The organism is Vallicoccus soli (genome assembly GCF_003594885.1).
GTDB lineage: Bacteria > Actinomycetota > Actinomycetes > Motilibacterales > Motilibacteraceae > Vallicoccus > Vallicoccus soli.
This window is the reverse complement of sequence record NZ_QZEZ01000001.1, coordinates 715,505-731,438: the sequence shown is the minus strand read 5'-3', so window position 1 is coordinate 731,438 and position 15,934 is coordinate 715,505. Positions and strand designations below refer to the sequence as shown.

Genomic DNA, 15,934 nt, shown 5'->3' with positions numbered 1-15,934 from the left:
GCACCCCTTCGTGACGGTCCGACTACTCGCGCACGGATCCTTCCAGCATCCCGGCGATGAAGTGGCGCTGCAGGACCAGGTAGACCAGCACGACCGGGGTCGCGACGATCACCGCCCCGGCCGCGAGCAGCGTGAAGCCCGAGGTGTACTGCCCCTGGAAGAACGCGAGCCCCAGCGGGGCGGTGCGCAGCGACTCCGAGGTGACCATGACCAGCGGGATGAGGAACTCGTTCCAGGTCCACATGAAGACGAGCACGGTGAGCGTCACGAGCGCCGGGCGCGCCAGCGGGGCGAGGACGAGCCAGAGCACCTGCCAGTGCGAGGCGCCGTCGAGCCGCGCGGCCTCGACGACCGCGCGGCTGCTCGAGCGGAAGTACGCCCGCATCCAGAAGGTGCCGAACGCGACGGACTGCGCGACCTGCGGCAGCACCAGCGCCCAGAGGGTGTCGGTGAGCCCGAGCGTGCGCAGGTCGAAGTAGAGCGGCACCACGACCGCCTCCGTCGGCAGCATGATCCCGAGCAGGAACAGCGCGAAGAGCGCGCGCTGGCCGGGGAAGCGCATGACGCCGAAGGCGTAGCCGCTCAGCAGGCTCAGCACGAGCGCCGCCGCGACCACGAGGACCGACACCAGCAGGCTCGTGCGCAGGTACGTCCCGAACTGCCCCACGTCCCACGCCTCGGCGAAGTTGCCGACGTGCAGCCCCGCCACCGTCGTCACCGGGCCGGCGGTCGCGCTGTCGTCGGGCCCCAGGGCCGCGACGAGGACCGAGAGCACCGGGGTCAGCGCCAGCACCGCGAAGACGCCGAGGACGAGGTAGTTCGTCGTGCGCTCGAAGCGCGAGACTCGGCCGGTCACCGCTCGTCCCGCTGCTCGACGAGCCGGGTGACCAGCACGGTGACGACGAAGATCGCGGCGGTCAGCGTCACGCCGACGGCCGCGGCGGAGCCGACCTCGCCGAGCTCGAAGGCGCGGCGGTAGACCTCGTACGAGGGGACGGTGGTCGACCCGCCCGGCCCGCCGCTCGTCGTCACGTAGACGAGGTCGAACGTCTTGAGCGCGGCGACGATCGTCAGCACGAGCGCGACGGCGATCTCGCCGCGCAGGCTCGGCAGCGTCACCGCGAGGAACTCGCGCACGCGGCCCGCGCCGTCCAGCCGCGCCGCCTCGTACAGCTCCTGCGGCACCTTCCCCATGCCGGCGAGCAGCAGGATCGTCACCAGGCCCGTCTCGAACCAGGTGCCCACCAGCCCGACCGCCGGCAGCGCGAAGGTGTAGTCGCCCAGCCAGCCCCGCGCCAGGCCGTCGAGGCCCACGGCGCGCAGCACGTCGTTGACGAGCCCCTCGGGCGCGTAGAGCCGGCGCCACGCCACCGCGATGACGACCATCGCCACCACCTGCGGCAGGAACACCACGGTGCGGAAGAAGCCGAGGCCCCGTACGCGCGCGCGGTGCAGCACCGAGGCCAGGACCATCCCGATGAGCAGCGGCAGCAGCGACCAGAAGACGACGAGGACCGCCGCGTGGCCGAACGCGCCGCGCAGCTGCTCGTCCTGCAGGACGTCGGCGTAGTTGCCGAGCCCGACCCAGGTGGCGAGCGTCAGCCCGTCCCAGTCGAACAGCGAGATCTGGACCGTGCGGCCCAGCGGGTAGAGCGCGAACGCGCCGAAGACGAGGAGCGCGGGCGCCAGGTAGAGGTACGCGACGAGGCGGGGCTCCCCGGGCGGGCCGCTCCGGCGGCTCCGGCCGCCCCTCACCCCTCGCCCTCGGCGAACTGCTGGTAGTCCTCGTCGATGCGCTGGAGCACCTCGTCCGGCGACGCCTGCCCGCCGAGCAGGTCCTGCAGCGACTGCGTGAGGGTGTCGTACATCGTGGGCGTGGCGTAGTCGAGGTAGGGCACGAGGCCGCCGCCCTCGGTGGCCTCCTGGAACGCGCCGAACACCTGGTCCGACAGCGGCGAGTCCGCGTCCTGCCCGGCCGTGTCGACGATCGGCAGGTTGCCGGTCTCGGCGAGCACGCCCATCGCCTGCTCGCTGGTGATGTGGTCGATGAACGCCGCCGCCGCGTCGGCGTCGGGGCTCTGCGCCGTGACGGCGAACGGCAGCCCGGTGCCGCCCGTGACCGTCGCCTCGCGCCCGGCCTCGGCCGGCGGCGGCAGCATGAACCCGACCTGCGCGCCCATCGCGCGGTTGAGGTCCGCGGTGAGCCACGTCCCCCCGACGAGGAAGACCCCCTCGCCCTCGGCGAAGGCCTGCCAGGCGGGGTCGTAGCCGACGCCGTTGAAGCCCTCCGGGAAGTAGCCCGCGTCGACCCAGCCGCGCAGCTGCTCGGCGGCCTGCTGCGCCTCGGGGGTCGTCCACGACTGGCCGGGCCGGCCGAAGGCGAGCTCGGTGACCTGCTCCGCCGGCACGTGGGCGCCGAGGACGGTGCCGAAGACGTGGATCGCCGGCCAGCCGTCGAGGTTGCCCAGCTGCATCGGCAGCTCGCCGGCCTCCTTCGCCGTCGCCATCGCGTCCTCGAGCTCCTGGAACGTCCTCGGCGGCTCCAGGCCCAGCGCGGCGAGCTTGGCCTCGTTGTAGAAGACGCCGACGACCTCGCCGACCTGCGGCAGGCCGTAGAGGTCGCCCTCGCCGAACGTCGCGCCGTCCTCGCTGTAGCGGCTGTACTGCAGCACCGAGTCCGGGTAGCGGTCGGTCCAGCCGTACGCGTCGGCGTAGGCGTCGAGCGGCAGCAGCTGCCCCGCCTCGACGAAGGCGCCCATGTCGCTGCGGCCGTTGTTGGCCTGCACGACGTCGGGGGCGTCCTCGCTGGACAGCGCCAGGCGCAGGGTCGTCTTGAGGTCGTCGAACGAGCGCGAGACCCGCTCGATGCGCACGTTCGGGTGCTCGTCCTGGAACGAGGCCACCAGCCGCTCCATCTGCGCCGCCTGCCCGCCGCGGACCTCCTGGTCCCACAGCACGAGCTCGACGTCGCCGAGCGCCGAGACGTCGGTCTGCACGTCGCCGGTCGAGCGCGGCGCCGGCGCGCCCTCGTCCTCGGAGCCGGACCCCGGCGTGCAGGCCGTGGCGAGCAGGGCCGCGGAGGCGAGCGCCGCGAGCAGGGCTGCGGGGCGGGGTCGGTTCACGGGGCTCCTCCGAGGTCGGGACGGGACGGGTCGGGCTCGCTGAGGTCGTCCGGCTCGGCGAGGTCCGCGCGCTGGGCGATCGTCGCCTCCGCCCGCCGGACCGCGCGCACCGGCCCCGGCGGCACGACCCGGTCGAGGAAGGCGTAGCGCTCGCGCAGGGCGCGGTCGTCGCCGTCGCGCACCGCGTGCCACCAGTCCGCGATGTCGCCCCAGCCCGGCGCGGCGAGGCTGCCGCCGAACTGCTGCACGGCCAGGCCGGAGCAGAGCGCGGCGAAGGCCAGGCGGTCGGCCAGCGGCCACCCGGCGAGCGTGCCGAGGACCACGCCGGCGCCGAACACGTCGCCCGCGCCGGTGGGGTCGAGCGCGTCGACCTGCAGCGCCGGCACCTGAGCGCGCTCGCCGGTGGTCGCGTCCACCGCGAGCGCGCCCCGGGCCCCGTCGGTGACGACCACGAGCGGCGTGCGCCCGGCGAGCGCCTCGACGGCCGCCCGCGGGGTGCCCGTGCGGGTGTACGACATCGCCTCGACCGCGTTGGGCATGAAGGCGTGGCAGCCGGCGAGGTGGTCGAGCACGGCCGGCGACCAGGCGCCGGTCGGGTCCCAGCCGACGTCGGCGAAGAGCAGCGTGCCGCGCGCCGCGGCCTGCGGGACCCAGTCCGGCGCGCTGCCGCAGGGGTCGGGGGCACCGAGGTCGACGAAGCCGGCGCGGCTCGTGGGCGGGTCGCCGATCATGTGCCCCGCGCACAGCGGCGGCTCGTGCTCGTGGGTGACCATGCTGCGGTCGCGCTCGACGGCCATCGAGACCGTCACCGGGGTGTGCCAGCGGCCGAAGCGGCGCGAGCGGGAGAGGTCGACGCCCTCCTGCTCCTGCAGCGTGCGGTAGCAGAACTCCGCGTAGTAGTCGTCGCCGAAGGCCGCCGCGAGGCTGGTGCGCAGGCCCAGCCGGCTGCAGGCGATGGCGAGGTTCGCCACTCCGCCCGGGCTCGAGCCCATGCCGGGCGCCCACACCTCGGTGCCGGCCGCGGGCATGTGCTCGAGCCCGGTGAAGACGATGTCGAGGAAGACCGTGCCGGCGAGGAAGACGTCGTGCTGCGGCTCCGGGCGGCCCGCGGCCGCGTCGCGCTCGCGCACCGCGCGCAGCGGGTCCACGGCGTGGGCCGGGGCCGCACCGCGCGCGCTGGGCACCGCGCCCGCACCGACCCCCGTGCCCGCCACCCGACCTCCCGCGGCTCGTCCGGACCGTCCCGCCGGGCGCCCGTGTGCCCCTGCCCCGCCATCTGACACCCTCGGCCACGCCGAGGACAACGAGGCGCGCCCTCGGGGCGCGCCGGAGGGGGTGCGGGCCGTGCGGCTGACGATCCTGGGCGGGGGCGGCTTCCGCGTCCCCCTCGTGCACCGGGCCCTGCTCGCCGACACCGGGCCGGGGCGGGTGTCCGAGCTCGTGCTGCACGACGTGGCGGCCCCGCGGCTCGCCGCCGTCGCGGCGGTCCTCGAGCAGCAGGCCGCGCACGCGCCGGACGCCCCCGCGGTGCGCACGACGACGGACCTCGACGCGGCGCTCGCGGGCGCCGACGTCGTCTTCTCGGCGATCCGCGTCGGCGGGCTCGAGGGACGGGTGCGCGACGAGCGGGTCGCGCTCGACCTCGGGGTGCTGGGGCAGGAGACGACCGGGCCGGGCGGGGTCGCGTACGGCCTGCGGACGGTCCCCGTCGCGCTCGACGTCGCCGAGCGGGTCGCCCGGGTCGCCCCGCGCGCCTGGGTCATCAACTTCACCAACCCTGCGGGGATGGTCACCGAGGCCATGCAGCAGGTGCTCGGCGACCGGGTCGTCGGCATCTGCGACTCCCCCGTCGGCCTCGCGCGCCGGGCCGCCGTCGCCGCGGGCGTCGACCCGGCGACGGCGTGGCCGGACTACGTCGGGCTCAACCACCTGGGCTGGCTGCGCGGCCTGCACGCCGGCGGCGAGGACGTGCTGCCGCGGGTGCTCGCCGACGACGCGCTGCTCGGGGGCATCGAGGAGGCCCGCCTCGTCGGGACCGACTGGGTGCGCGCGCTCGGCGCCCTGCCCAACGAGTACCTCTACTACTACTACTGCGCCCGCGAGGCCCTCGCGGCGCTGCGCGGGGGCGCGCAGACCCGCGGCGAGTTCCTCCTGCAGCAGCAGGCGCGCTTCTACGAGCAGGTCGCCGCCGAGCCCTCCCGCGCGCTGGAGCTCTGGCACCGCACGCGCGACGAGCGCGAGGCGACGTACATGGCCGAGTCCCGCCGCGACCCCGCGTCGGGCGAGGCCGAGGAGCGCGACCCGGCCGAGGCCGGCGGCTACGAGGGCGTCGCCCTGAGCCTCATGCGCGCGCTCGTGCGCGGCGAGCGCGACGCGCTCGTGCTCGACGTGCGCGGCGGCGGCGCGGTGCCGGGCCTGCCGGCCGACGCGGTCGTCGAGGTCCCCTGCGTCGTCGACGGCTCCGGCGTGCGGCCGGTCGCCACCGCTCCACTGACCGGGCACCAGCTGGGCCTCGTGCAGCAGGTCAAGCACGTCGAGCGGCTCACGATCGCCGCGGCGCTCAGCGGCTCGCGCCGCGACGCGCTGGCGGCGTTCGCCTCGCACCCGCTCGTCGACTCCGTGGCGGTCGCGCGCCGGCTCGTCGAGGGGTACGCCGAGCGGGGCGCCCTCGCCTGACGGCCGCCACCGGCGCACGGTCGCCGCGGGGGGAGGGGGGTCGGGCGCGCGGGTCAGGCGCCGGGTCAGGCGCCGGGTCAGGCGCCGGGTCAGGCGCGCAGGGCGGGGTCGTCGGCCTCGGCGGGGGCGGTCCGGTGCCCGTACGCCGGCAGGTGCCGGTCGCCGAGGAGCAGCAGGGCCCCCACGACGAGGCCGAGGGCGACGACGTACCCGCAGTGCAGCAGCGCCCGGGCGTAGCCGAGCTCGCCCACGTCGAGGAACGGGTACGGGTACCAGCCGGTGAGCGCGCCGTGCAGCATCGTCCAGCCGAGCCAGCCGAACGCCCAGACCATGGCCAGGGCGAGCGCGCCGGGCCACCACCGCCGCCGCGGCCCGAGGAGCAGCCACCCGAGCACCGCCCCCGCGGGCGACACCGCGTGGAAGCCCGCGTCGGTCCAGACGTCGATGCCGGTGAGCACCTCGTCGTCGGCGAGGACGGTCTGGAAGACGAGGCCGGTGACGGCGATGCCGAGCAGCGCGTCGAGCCGCACCACCTCGGCCAGCCGCGAGCGCATCGACCAGCCGAGCGCGAGGCCGCCCAGGGCGACGGCGACGAGCAGGTTGCTCTGCACCGTGAAGTAGCTGACGAAGCGCAGCAGCCGGGTGGGCAGCGGCTCGTCGGCGTCGCGCGCGACGACGAGGACGAGCCGTACGAGGAACGTGCCCCCCGCGACGAGCGCCACCGCGGCGGACCACGCCCGCGCCACCACCGGCAGCCCGCCCGGGCGCCCTTCCGCTGCGTCCACCCGGGCAGCGTAGGTGGCGGGCGCCACCCGTCAAGGCGGGGCACCCCGCTGCCGACGTCCTGGGCATGGACCCCCGCGACCTCCTGCCGCCGCTGCGGCGCAGCGCCCGCGGGTGGAGCGGGCCGCAGCCCTGGTACGCCGTCGACGCCCGCTCCGCGGCCGCGCTGCGCCGTCGGGCCGCCGCGGCGGCGCTGCTCGCCGTGGCCGCGGCGCACCTCGCGCCCTCCGGTGCCACTCCCGCACCGGCCGCCGCCGCGGTGGCCGCTCCCGCCCGCCCCGCGCCGGCGCCGCTCGACGACGCGCGCTTCGCCGCGGTCCTCACGTCCTACGGGCTCGAGCCGGAGGGCCGCTCCACGCGGGCGCAGCGCGCCGGGCTGAGCGCGGTGCTCGCGCACTTCCCGCGCGCGCAGCGGCGCGACGCGGTGCGCGTCGCCTGGTGCGAGTCGCGGCTGGACCCCGCGGCGGTCGGGCGCAACCGCGACGGGACCTCCGACGTCGGGCTCTTCCAGTTCAACGACGGCGGGACGCTGCAGCACTACGTGGGCAGCACGGCGCGGGCCCTCGACCCCGACGCGTCGGCCCGCGCCGCGCGGGCGTACGTGCGCGAGCGGGGCTGGCGGCCCTGGACCTGCGGGGAGATCGTCGGCGCCGTGTGACGCCCCGCCGGGCGCGGCCGGTCAGCCGGTGAGCCGCGCGGCGACCGCGCCGACCCGCTCGTCGGTCGCGGTGAGCGCGACCCGCACGTGCCGGGCGCCGGCCGCGCCGTAGAACTCGCCGGGGGCCACGAGGACGCCGCGCTCGGCGAGCCACCCGACGGTGTCCCAGCACGGCTCGTCGCGCGTCGCCCAGAGGTAGAGCCCGGCCTCGGAGTGGTCGACGCGGAACCCCGCGCCCGTCAGGGCGCCGAGCAGGACCTCGCGGCGGCGGCGGTAGCGCTCGCGCTGCTCCTGCACGTGCTCGTCGTCGCCCAGGGCGGCGGTGAGCGCCGCCTGCACCGGCCAGGGGACGATCATGCCCGCGTGCTTGCGGACCTCGAGCAGGCGCCGCACCAGCGCGGGGTCGCCCGCGACGAAGGCCGCCCGGTAGCCCGCGAGGTTGGACTGCTTGGACAGCGAGTAGACCGCGAGCAGGCCCTCGTGCGACCCGCCGCAGACCTCCGGGTCGAGCACGGAGGGCGCGCGGCCGGACCAGACGAGCTCGGCGTAGCACTCGTCGCTGGCCACGACGGCGCCGCGCTCGCGCGCCCACGCGACGACCTCGCGCAGGTGCTCGACGGGCAGCACGCGCCCCGTCGGGTTGGACGGCGAGTTGACCCACACCAGCGGCACCCGCGCCGGCCCGGCCGCCGTGAGGGCGTCCGAGGCCAGGGGGGTCGCCCGGGCGATCCGCGCCCCGACGTCGTACGTCGGGTAGGCGACCTCGGGGTGCACCACGACGTCCCCGGGACCGGCGCCGAGCAGGGTCGGCAGCCAGGCGACGAGCTCCTTGGAGCCGACCGTCGGCAGGACGCCGTCGGGGTCGAGCCCGGGCACGCCGCGGCGGCGCGCGAACCAGGCGGCGACGGCCGAGCGCAGCGCCGGCGTGCCCCACGTCTGCGGGTAGCCCGGCGCGTCGGCCGCCCCCGCCAGCGCCCGCTGCACGAGCGCCGGCGTGGGGTCGACCGGGGTGCCGACCGAGAGGTCGACGACGCCCTCGGGGTGGGACCGGGCCCGCGCCGCCGCGGGCGCGAGCCGGTCCCAGGGGAAGTCCGGGAGGGACGCGGCGAGCGTCAGTGCTCCGCCTCCTGCGGCGGCAGCGCGCTGATCACCGGGTGGTCCTTGGGGATGAGGCCCATCTTGGAGGCGCCGCCCGGCGAGCCCAGGTCGTCGAAGAACTCGACGTTGGCCTTGTAGAAGTCCTTCCACTGCTCGGGGACGTCGTCCTCGTAGTAGATGGCCTCCACCGGGCACACCGGCTCGCAGGCGCCGCAGTCCACGCACTCGTCGGGGTGGATGTAGAGCGAGCGCTGGCCCTCGTAGATGCAGTCGACAGGGCACTCCTCGATGCAGGCCTTGTCCTTGAGGTCCACGCAGGGCTGCGCGATGACGTAGGTCACGGGGAGATCCTCCTGAGCTGTCCTGGGCCGCGCAGCGCCCCGCCTGCGGGCGCACGCACCGGCCTAGTATCGCGGGCGGCGCCGCCGCGGCGCACGAGGGGTCGCGCACGGCGGGAGGCGCTCGGTGGTCCACGGCGGGGACGGCGGGGACGGCGGGCGGCCCGGGGCCGTCGCCGGCGGAGCACGGGCCGGGGTGCGCCTCGCCCGCGACCTCGGGCCGCAGCACCTGGGCCGGCGGGTCGTCGTGCGCCGCGCGCTCGCGGACGGCTCGGCCGGCGACGTGCTCGGCGAGCTCGTCGCCTGGGGCCCGGACCGCCTGGCCGTGCGCGCCCGCGACGGGCGCGACGTGCTCGTCGAGCACGGGGCCGTCCTCGCCGGCAAGCCGGTGCCGCCCCCGCCCGCCCGCCGCGGCGCGCCGGAGCCCGACCCGGGACGGGTCCGCGCCGACCTCGCCCTCGAGCGCGCCGCGGCGCAGGGCTGGCCGCCGCTCGAGCGCGAGGAGCTCGGCGGCTGGCTGCTGCGCGCGAGCGCCGGCTTCACCGGCCGGGGCAACGCGGTGCTGCCCCTCGGCGACCCCGGCCTCCCCCTCGACGCGGCGCTGGAGCGCGTCGTCGCCTGGTACGCCGCCCGCGGCCTCGTCCCCCGCTTCCAGGTGCCGCTGCCGGCCGCCCGGGGCCTGGACGCGGACCTCCTGGCGCGCGGGTGGCAGGCGTACCACCCCACGCTGGTGCTCACCGCCGCGACCGCGGACGTGCTCGCGCAGGTCCCCGACCCGGGCGTCGCGGTGGAGGCCGCCGGGCGGCCCGCCGAGGGGTGGCTGGCGGCGTACCACTACCGGGGCGCGCCGCTGCCGCCGGCGGCGCGGGCCGTGCTCGAGGGCGGGGAGCAGCGCGCGTTCCTGCAGGTGCCCGACCCCGACGGCGGCCCGCCGCTCGGGATCGCCCGGGTGGCCGTCGCGGACGGCTGGGCAGGGCTCACCGCGGTCGAGGTGGCCGAGCGGGCCCGCGGGCGGGGCCTGGCCCGCGCCCTGCTGCGCGCCGGCTGCGCCTGGGGCGCCGCGCGCGGGGCGTCCGGCACCTACCTGCAGGTCGCCGAGGACAACGGTCCCGCGCTGGCGCTCTACGCCGGCGCGGGCTTCGCGGTGCACCACCGCTACCGCTACCTGCGCCCCGGCGACCCCGTGCCGGTGGCGCCGTGAGCGCGGTGGAGCGCTTCGGCGCGGCCGTGCGGGCCGCCCCGGTCGACCTGACCGGGGCGTGCCTGCTGCTCGCCGCGGCGTACGACCCGGCCCTGGACGACCCGGCCGCGCAGGACGCCGAGCGGACGGCGCTGGCCGACCTGGCCGCGCGGGTGCCCGCGAGCGGTGCGCCCGAGCGCCGGCTCGCCGCCGCGCTGGGCGGGCACCGCACCCTGCCCGGCGACTACGGCGACCTGCGCACGTCGCTGCTGCCGCAGGTGCGCCGCCGCGGGCACGGCCTGCCGATCCTGCTGTCCGTGCTGTGGCTCGACGTGGCCGCGCGCAGCGGGGTGCCGGCGTTCGGCGTCGGGCTGCGCGGGCACTTCGTCGTCGGCCTCGGCGACCCCGCGGGCGCGCACCGCCTCGTCGACCCCGCGAGCGGGGGCCGCCCGTGGCGGCTGCGCCCCGGCGACGCCGCCGACGTGCGCGCCTGGGAGCCGGTCGAGGTGCTGGAGCGGGTGCTCGCCAACGTCACCGCCTGGGCGTCCGGGCGGGTCGACCGCACCCGGGCCCTGCTCACCGCGGTCGAGCTGCGCCTGCAGCTGCCGCGGCACCCGCTGGCGCTGCGCCGCGAGCACGGACGCCTCCTCGTCGCGACGGGCGACCCGGTCCGCGGCGCGCAGCGGCTGCGGGACTACGCCGAGGCCGTCGCGGCGGTCGACCCGCAGGGGGCCGAGCGCGCGCGGCGCGAGGCCCGCTCGGCGCTGGCCGGCCTCAACTGACGCGGACGGCCGTGCGCGCGTGCCGGCCGGTCAGGGGCGCGGGCCGCAGATGATCCGGTCGGTCGCGTTGTACGACGTCGTGATCGGCTCGCGCCGCACGACCTCGCCGCCCTGGCGGAAGACGCGGGTCACGGTGATGTCGAAGCCGTCGACCCCGGACTGCGGGGTGCAGTCGGCGGCCGTGTCGTAGACGGTGTCCGGCGTCCGGACGTTCGCGCGCGGCCCGCTCTCGGCGGTCACGTCGTAGCGCTTCGTGCCGAACATCGTGATCGTCACGTAGTCGTCGCCGGACTCGGCCTGGATGTAGACGCCCTTGCCGGTGTCGTTGCGGAACTTCAGGTCGAGCGACGGCCAGCTCACGGTCGCCTCGAGTCCCGCCTCGTAGCGGCTGATGTAGAGGCTGTGCGCCTTGGACTCGACGCGCTCGAGCCCGGCGTAGAAGGCCGCGGTCCACATCGCGGTGGTGATCGTCGAGACGCCGCCGCCGAGCTCCTGCCGGTAGCGCCCGCCCGAGATCACGGTGCCGGTGGTGTAGCCGTTGGCCTCGGTGCGCTCCCCCAGCGTCCCGTTCATGCTGAACGTCTCGCCCGGCTCGAGCAGCGTGCCGTCGATGGTGCGGGCGGCCTGCCCGATGTTCGTCACGCGGTACGCGGCGTAGGGGAAGTCCTGGGTGAAGCTGGACAGCTCGTCGGTGACCCCGAGGGCCCGGGCCTCGGCCGTGGTGAGGTCGGGCTGCGTGACGCTCGTGCGGACCTCGGCCACGCGCTCGTCGCCCGTGCGGGTGAGCGCCGGGGTGACGGCGCGGGCCAGGTCGCGGCCGCTGAAGGCACGGCCCTCCACGGCCGGGACGACGACCGGGCGGCCGTCCTCGAGCCGGAACGACGCGTCCTGCGGCTCCTCCTCGAGCGCGTCGAGGTCGTCGTGGACGGCCTCCTTGAGCCGGCGCCCGTCGACGGACAGCACGAGCTCGCCGTCGCGCGGCACGAGCGTCGTGGCGGCCGCGATGACGTCGGGCTCCACGGGGAAGCGCTCGCCGGCGCTGACGAGGACGACGGGGGCGCTCACCGCGGGCTGGGCCCTGGTCCGCAGCGCCTCCTCCACGTCGGCCGCGTCGATCGCCGGCTGGGTCTCGCGGGCCGGAAGCTCGACGGGGCCGTCGGTGCGCAGGTACGTCCGCTCCACGACCTCCGCGGAGCGCTCCACGTCGAGGGCGACCCCGGTCACGGGCTCGACCGCCACGGGGCGCGCCCCGTCGAAGGCGACCCCGCCGTCGCGGGGCTCGCGGGCGACCCGCCCGGCCAGCTCCTCGAGGGCCGCGGTGAGCGCGGCGTCGTCGACCCGGACGACCGGCTCGACCTCCTCGCCGCCGGTGAGGTGCCGCACGATGCCGACGGGGTCCCACGAGCGGGTGCCCGTCGCGCGCACCGTCGCGGCCGCGTCGACCGACAGCCCCGCGGCGGCAGGGTCGAGGCTGTCCTCGCGCCCGCCGACCACGACCTGCAGCGGCGCGGTGGCGCGGGCGGACAGGCCCTCGGCGACCCGCCGCTCGGCCTCCTCCGGCGCCAGCCCGCCGATGTCGACGCCGGCCACGCTCGCCTCCGAGGGCGTGCGCCCGCCCGCGAGGGCGTACCCGGCCACCCAGAGGGCGCCGAGCAGGACCACGAGGCCGGCCAGCGCGAGCAGCAGCCGGCGGCGGCCGCGGCGCGCGGGCGGCGGGGTCGGGGACGGCTCGGTGGTGGTGTCCGTGCTGGTCACGAGGGGGTACGACCTCCGGGTGCGGCGCGTGCGCGGGCTGGCGCGGGGCACCCCTGGACGCGCCCCCGCGCGGTCATGGTAGGCGCTGTCAGCGGGCGAGGCCGCGGTAGCGGCCCCGGTGCCACAGCAGCGGGCCGGCCTCGGCGACCGGCGTCGCCACGGCGAGGACCTCCCCGACGACGATGCTGTGGTCGCCGCCGTCGTGCACCGCGCGCGTCGCCACCTCGAGCGTGGCGAGCGCGTCGTCGAGCAGCGCGACGCCGGTGGCGGGGCCGCGGTGGTGCGGCACGCGGGCCAGCTGGCCGTGCACCGGGCGCCCGACGCTGGCGAACCACTGCGCCGCCGGCCGGGCCCCCTCGGTGAGCACGCTGACCCCCCAGGTGCCGGACGCGAGGACCGCGTCGTGCACCCGCGCGTCCTTGTCGAGGCAGACCAGCACGAGCACCGGCTCGAGGGACACCGAGGTGAACGCGTTCGCCGTCATCGCCTGGTCGGTCCCCCCGGCCACGGTCGTCACGACCGTCACGCCGGTGGCGAAGCGCCCGACCGCCCGCCGGTACGCGTCGGGGTCGACGCCGCTCACGGCTCCCACCGGGGCCGCAGCCGGTGCACCGCCGCCGCGAGGGCCGCGAGCAGGACGGTGCCGCCGTAGAGCCAGGCGTAGCCGACACCGTCGGCCTGCACGAGCAGGTCCCCCTCCGGGCGGCGCACCGAGGCGTAGAGGGCGGTGGCGACCCAGCCCCCGACCGCGAGCAGGGCCGCGGCGCTCGAGCCCAGGGCGAGCGCGGGGGCCACGACCGCGGCCCCGCTGAGCGCGAGCGCGAGCAGCAGCCCCGTGGGCAGGCCCGCGACGGTCGCGGCGTGCAGGAAGGAGCCGACGAGCGCGGCGAGCGCCCCGGCGACGACGGCGCCCACGAGCACCAGGAGGTCCACTGCGCGCCGCACCCCGCGAGCCTAGGCTGCCCCGGGCGCCCCGCGACGGGCGGGCGCGGAGCGAGGGGACGTCGGGTGGCGGGCAGGGTCGGCGGGGCGGACGGGGCGGGCGGCGCGGACGGCGGGGCGGACGAGCGGGCCGCGGCGCGCGAGCTGGTGGGGCAGCTGCAGCGCCAGCAGGAGGGGCTGGTCTTCACCCGCTTCGACCACGACACGGCCTGGCGGCTCGGCGTGCACCTCGTCGAGGCCGCGCGGGCGCAGGGCCTGCCGGTCGTCGTCTCGGTCCGGCGCGGCCAGCAGCGGCTGTTCCACGCCGCCCTGCCGGGCACGGCCGCCGACAACGACGCCTGGATCGAGCGCAAGTCCGCCGTCGTGGACCGCTTCGGCGAGGCGTCCTACCTCGTGGGCACGCGGGCCCGGGCCAAGGGCACGACGTTCGAGGCCTCCTCGCGCCTGGACCCCGACCGGTACGCCGCGCACGGCGGCGTCGTGCCGGTCGTCGTCGAGGGCGTCGGCCCGGTCGGGACCGTGGGGGTCTCCGGGCTGCCGCAGGCCGAGGACCACGCGTTCGTCGTGGGGCAGGTCGGGGCGTTCCTGCGGGCCGAGGCGCGCGGCTGAGGCGGCGCGCCCCCACCGCGGGCCCTGCTCAGGGGCGGGCGGGCCCGCGCTGCTCGACGGCGGTCAGGTCGAGGACCGGGTGCGCGGCCGCGGCCTCGAGCACGTCGGTGATCTCGTGCCCGACGAGCTCGTGGCGCGCGAGGAGCGCGTCGCGCAGGGCGGCGACGAGGTGCCGGCGGGCGCCGAGCAGCTCCCGCACGGCCTCCTTCTGCTCGCCCAGCAGCGCCTCGACGGCGGCGCGGCCCTGCGCGTCGCCGAGCACGCGGGCGACGAGGCCCTCCCCGCCGGGGACGGCGGCGTAGGAGACGAGGGAGCCGGCCATCCCGACCGCGCCGACCATCTGGGCGGCGACGCCGGTGGCGTACTGCAGGTCGCCGCCGGGGCCCGTGGAGACGTCGCCGAGGAACAGCTCCTCCGCGACCTGCCCGCCCAGCGCGATCTGCACGAGCGCGGCCATCTCCGCGCGCGAGCGGGTGTAGACGTCCTCGCGGTCGCCGTGCGCGAGCAGGCCGAGGGCGTCGCGGCGCTTGACGATGGTCAGCACCTCGAGCCGGCGCTGCGGCGCGACGAGCCAGGCGGTGACGGCGTGCCCCGCCTCGTGCGTCGCGATGAGCCGGCGCTCGTGCTCGGTGTAGTCGACCGGCTGGGCCAGGCCCACCTCGAGCACCATCCGGGCCCGCTCGACGTCGCGCCACGTCATCGCGGTCGCGCCCCGCCCGACCGCCTGCACGAGGGCTTCGTCGAGCAGGCCCTCGAGCATCGCCGGGCTGTACGCCTGGGTGACCGCCGCCAGCGCGTCGCGGCGCTCCGGGTCGTCGAGCTCGGCGGTGTGCGCCTTGCGGGCGAGGAAGTGGTCGACGAGCAGGCGCCGCCCGGCCTTCGTCGGCAGCTCGAAGGTGAGGCGCTGGTCGAAGCGGCCGGGGCGCACCAGGGCGGGGTCGAGCGCGTCCGCGCGGTTGGTGGAGGCGATGAGCAGGACGTTGGCCGGCACCGTGCGCGGCACGGGCAGCTGCCGGTGCCCGGGCAGGAGCAGGTTGACCGCGCCGACCGCCCGGGCGAGCGCCTTCGCCGCGCCGGTCGGCTCGTCGATCGACTGCATCTGCACGAGCAGCTCGTTGACGGCCATGCCCAGGTCGCCGCTCCACGGCGCGACCACGGTGCCGGCCGGCGGCGCGCCGGTGGCCGGCGCCCCCGCCGGGGCCGGCAGGCCCTCGAGCCCGCCGCAGCCGAGCGGCGGGGCGCCGGCGGGGGCCGGGACCGTACGGCTGACGCCGCTGCGGCTCAGCGCGATGGCGTCGAACTCGTCGATGAAGCCGACGGCGCCGCCCTCGCTGCGCGCGGCCGCGCGCAGGGCCTTGAAGTAGCGGCGGACCTTGCGGGCGGTCGCTCCCTGGTAGCTGGAGTGGAACGACGTCGCGGTCGCGACGAGGAAGGGGACGCCAGCCTCGGCGGCGAGGGCCTTCGCCGTGTGGGTCTTGCCGGTGCCGGGGCCGCCCTCGAAGAGCATGCCGCGCCGGGCCCGCCCGCCCATCTGCTCGCGGAACGTGGTCGAGGAGAGGAACAGCTGCAGCGAGCGCACGACCTCGTCCTTGACCACGTCGATGCCCACCACGTCGTCGAGCCGGACGTCGAGCTGCTCGGGGCGCAGCAGCACGTGCGGGCTGCGGCCGGTGCCCACCTGCACGCCGACCAGCAGCGCGGTGAGCAGGACGAAGAAGAGCAGCGGCGCGACGAGCAGCCAGTCGACCTGCGGCAGGCCCCAGTCGACGGGGTCGCCGGTGAGCAGGCGGTACCAGAGCCAGGCGGCGACGGGGCCGAGCACCGCGGCGACCCGCCGCAGGCGCCGGCGGCGCAGCCGCTCGCGGTCCACCCGCACGTCCGCGGCGCCCCAGAGCGGCGCCACCCCGTCCGTCGCCGTCACGCGCGCCTCCCGGGTCCTCGCGGCGCCCGCGCGGCGCCGCCGGCCCAGCATCCCCCGCGCGGGGGCGCTG

The 15,934-nt window shown here is 77.5% G+C and carries 16 protein-coding genes; 5 read left to right on the top strand and 11 right to left on the bottom strand.

All coding sequences use genetic code 11. The features are described from left to right. Window positions 1-22 precede the first annotated feature (22 nt). Genes D5H78_RS03440 through D5H78_RS03425 form a run of 4 tightly spaced genes read right to left on the bottom strand, consistent with a single transcriptional unit; the run spans window position 23 to window position 4,306 of the window. Window positions 23-856 carry a carbohydrate ABC transporter permease gene (locus D5H78_RS03440; RefSeq protein WP_119948945.1) on the bottom strand — a complete coding sequence of 278 codons (834 nt, stop codon included), beginning with the start codon at window positions 854-856 and terminating at the stop codon, window positions 23-25. Continuing rightward, entirely contained in the window at window positions 853-1,755 is a 903-nt protein-coding gene (locus D5H78_RS03435) for a carbohydrate ABC transporter permease (protein WP_119948944.1), read from the bottom strand. Before D5H78_RS03435 ends, D5H78_RS03440 begins: the two co-directional genes overlap by 4 nt. Further along, window positions 1,752-3,122 carry an extracellular solute-binding protein gene (locus D5H78_RS03430; protein WP_119948943.1) on the bottom strand — a complete coding sequence of 457 codons (1,371 nt, stop codon included), beginning with the start codon at window positions 3,120-3,122 and terminating at the stop codon, window positions 1,752-1,754. The genes D5H78_RS03435 and D5H78_RS03430 overlap by 4 nt, the downstream gene beginning before the upstream one ends. Beyond that, window positions 3,119-4,306, bottom strand: coding sequence for a carbohydrate kinase family protein (locus tag D5H78_RS03425; protein ID WP_425472910.1), 1,188 nt, complete (start codon window positions 4,304-4,306; stop codon window positions 3,119-3,121). The genes D5H78_RS03430 and D5H78_RS03425 overlap by 4 nt, the downstream gene beginning before the upstream one ends. A gap of 160 nt (window positions 4,307-4,466) precedes the next feature. Between D5H78_RS03425 and D5H78_RS03420 the strand changes: the two genes are divergently transcribed. Further along, window positions 4,467-5,798 (top strand): 6-phospho-beta-glucosidase, encoded by a 1,332-nt coding sequence (locus D5H78_RS03420; RefSeq protein ID WP_119949329.1) that lies wholly within the window; start codon window positions 4,467-4,469, stop codon window positions 5,796-5,798. 89 nt (window positions 5,799-5,887) lie between these two features. Here D5H78_RS03420 and D5H78_RS03415 read toward each other — a convergent pair whose 3' ends face one another. After that, window positions 5,888-6,583 (bottom strand): Pr6Pr family membrane protein, encoded by a 696-nt coding sequence (locus tag D5H78_RS03415; protein WP_218566171.1) that lies wholly within the window; start codon window positions 6,581-6,583, stop codon window positions 5,888-5,890. Window positions 6,584-6,648: 65 nt separating this feature from the next. Here D5H78_RS03415 and D5H78_RS03410 point away from each other — a divergent pair, with 65 nt between their 5' ends. After that, entirely contained in the window at window positions 6,649-7,239 is a 591-nt protein-coding gene (locus D5H78_RS03410; protein WP_119948942.1) for a transglycosylase SLT domain-containing protein, read from the top strand. A 21-nt stretch (window positions 7,240-7,260) separates the two neighbouring features. Here D5H78_RS03410 and dapC read toward each other — a convergent pair whose 3' ends face one another. Then, the gene (gene dapC / locus D5H78_RS03405; RefSeq protein ID WP_165865612.1) at window positions 7,261-8,355 is read right to left on the bottom strand and encodes a succinyldiaminopimelate transaminase; all 1,095 of its coding nucleotides are present in this window, start codon (window positions 8,353-8,355) and stop codon (window positions 7,261-7,263) included. Next, window positions 8,352-8,678 (bottom strand): ferredoxin, encoded by a 327-nt coding sequence (fdxA, locus tag D5H78_RS19660; protein WP_119948940.1) that lies wholly within the window; start codon window positions 8,676-8,678, stop codon window positions 8,352-8,354. Before fdxA ends, dapC begins: the two co-directional genes overlap by 4 nt. A 124-nt stretch (window positions 8,679-8,802) precedes the next feature. On the opposite strand from fdxA, the gene D5H78_RS03395 reads away from it, so the two are divergent. Beyond that, window positions 8,803-9,876, top strand: a complete 1,074-nt coding sequence (locus D5H78_RS03395; protein WP_218566170.1) for a GNAT family N-acetyltransferase — start codon at window positions 8,803-8,805, stop codon at window positions 9,874-9,876. Next, window positions 9,873-10,637 carry a transglutaminase family protein gene (locus tag D5H78_RS03390; RefSeq protein WP_165865578.1) on the top strand — a complete coding sequence of 255 codons (765 nt, stop codon included), beginning with the start codon at window positions 9,873-9,875 and terminating at the stop codon, window positions 10,635-10,637. Before D5H78_RS03395 ends, D5H78_RS03390 begins: the two co-directional genes overlap by 4 nt. 30 nt (window positions 10,638-10,667) lie before the next feature. Here the strand turns inward: D5H78_RS03390 and D5H78_RS03385 are convergent, their stop codons facing one another. The 3 genes from D5H78_RS03385 to D5H78_RS03375 all read right to left on the bottom strand — a co-directional run bounded on the left by D5H78_RS03385 (window position 10,668) and on the right by D5H78_RS03375 (window position 13,337). Beyond that, window positions 10,668-12,392 carry a VanW family protein gene (locus tag D5H78_RS03385; protein WP_165865577.1) on the bottom strand — a complete coding sequence of 575 codons (1,725 nt, stop codon included), beginning with the start codon at window positions 12,390-12,392 and terminating at the stop codon, window positions 10,668-10,670. Between the two features lie 88 nt (window positions 12,393-12,480). Continuing rightward, on the bottom strand, window positions 12,481-12,975 hold the full coding sequence (locus D5H78_RS03380) for a flavin reductase family protein (RefSeq protein WP_218566169.1): 495 nt from the start codon (window positions 12,973-12,975) through the stop codon (window positions 12,481-12,483). Continuing rightward, window positions 12,972-13,337, bottom strand: a complete 366-nt coding sequence (locus D5H78_RS03375) for a DUF6113 family protein (RefSeq protein WP_133411993.1) — start codon at window positions 13,335-13,337, stop codon at window positions 12,972-12,974. The genes D5H78_RS03380 and D5H78_RS03375 overlap by 4 nt, the downstream gene beginning before the upstream one ends. A 141-nt stretch (window positions 13,338-13,478) precedes the next feature. Between D5H78_RS03375 and D5H78_RS03370 the strand changes: the two genes are divergently transcribed. Continuing rightward, entirely contained in the window at window positions 13,479-13,943 is a 465-nt protein-coding gene (locus tag D5H78_RS03370; protein WP_119949326.1) for a heme-degrading domain-containing protein, read from the top strand. 28 nt (window positions 13,944-13,971) lie between these two features. On the opposite strand, the gene D5H78_RS03365 is transcribed toward D5H78_RS03370, so the two are convergent. After that, on the bottom strand, window positions 13,972-15,864 hold the full coding sequence (locus tag D5H78_RS03365) for an AAA family ATPase (protein ID WP_218566167.1): 1,893 nt from the start codon (window positions 15,862-15,864) through the stop codon (window positions 13,972-13,974). Window positions 15,865-15,934 lie beyond the last annotated feature (70 nt).

Coding starts and splice junctions, on each gene's coding strand:
- D5H78_RS03410 (WP_119948942.1), top strand. CDS start 6,649: ATGGACCCCCGCGACCTCCTGCCGCCGCTGCGGCGCAGCGCCCGCGGG.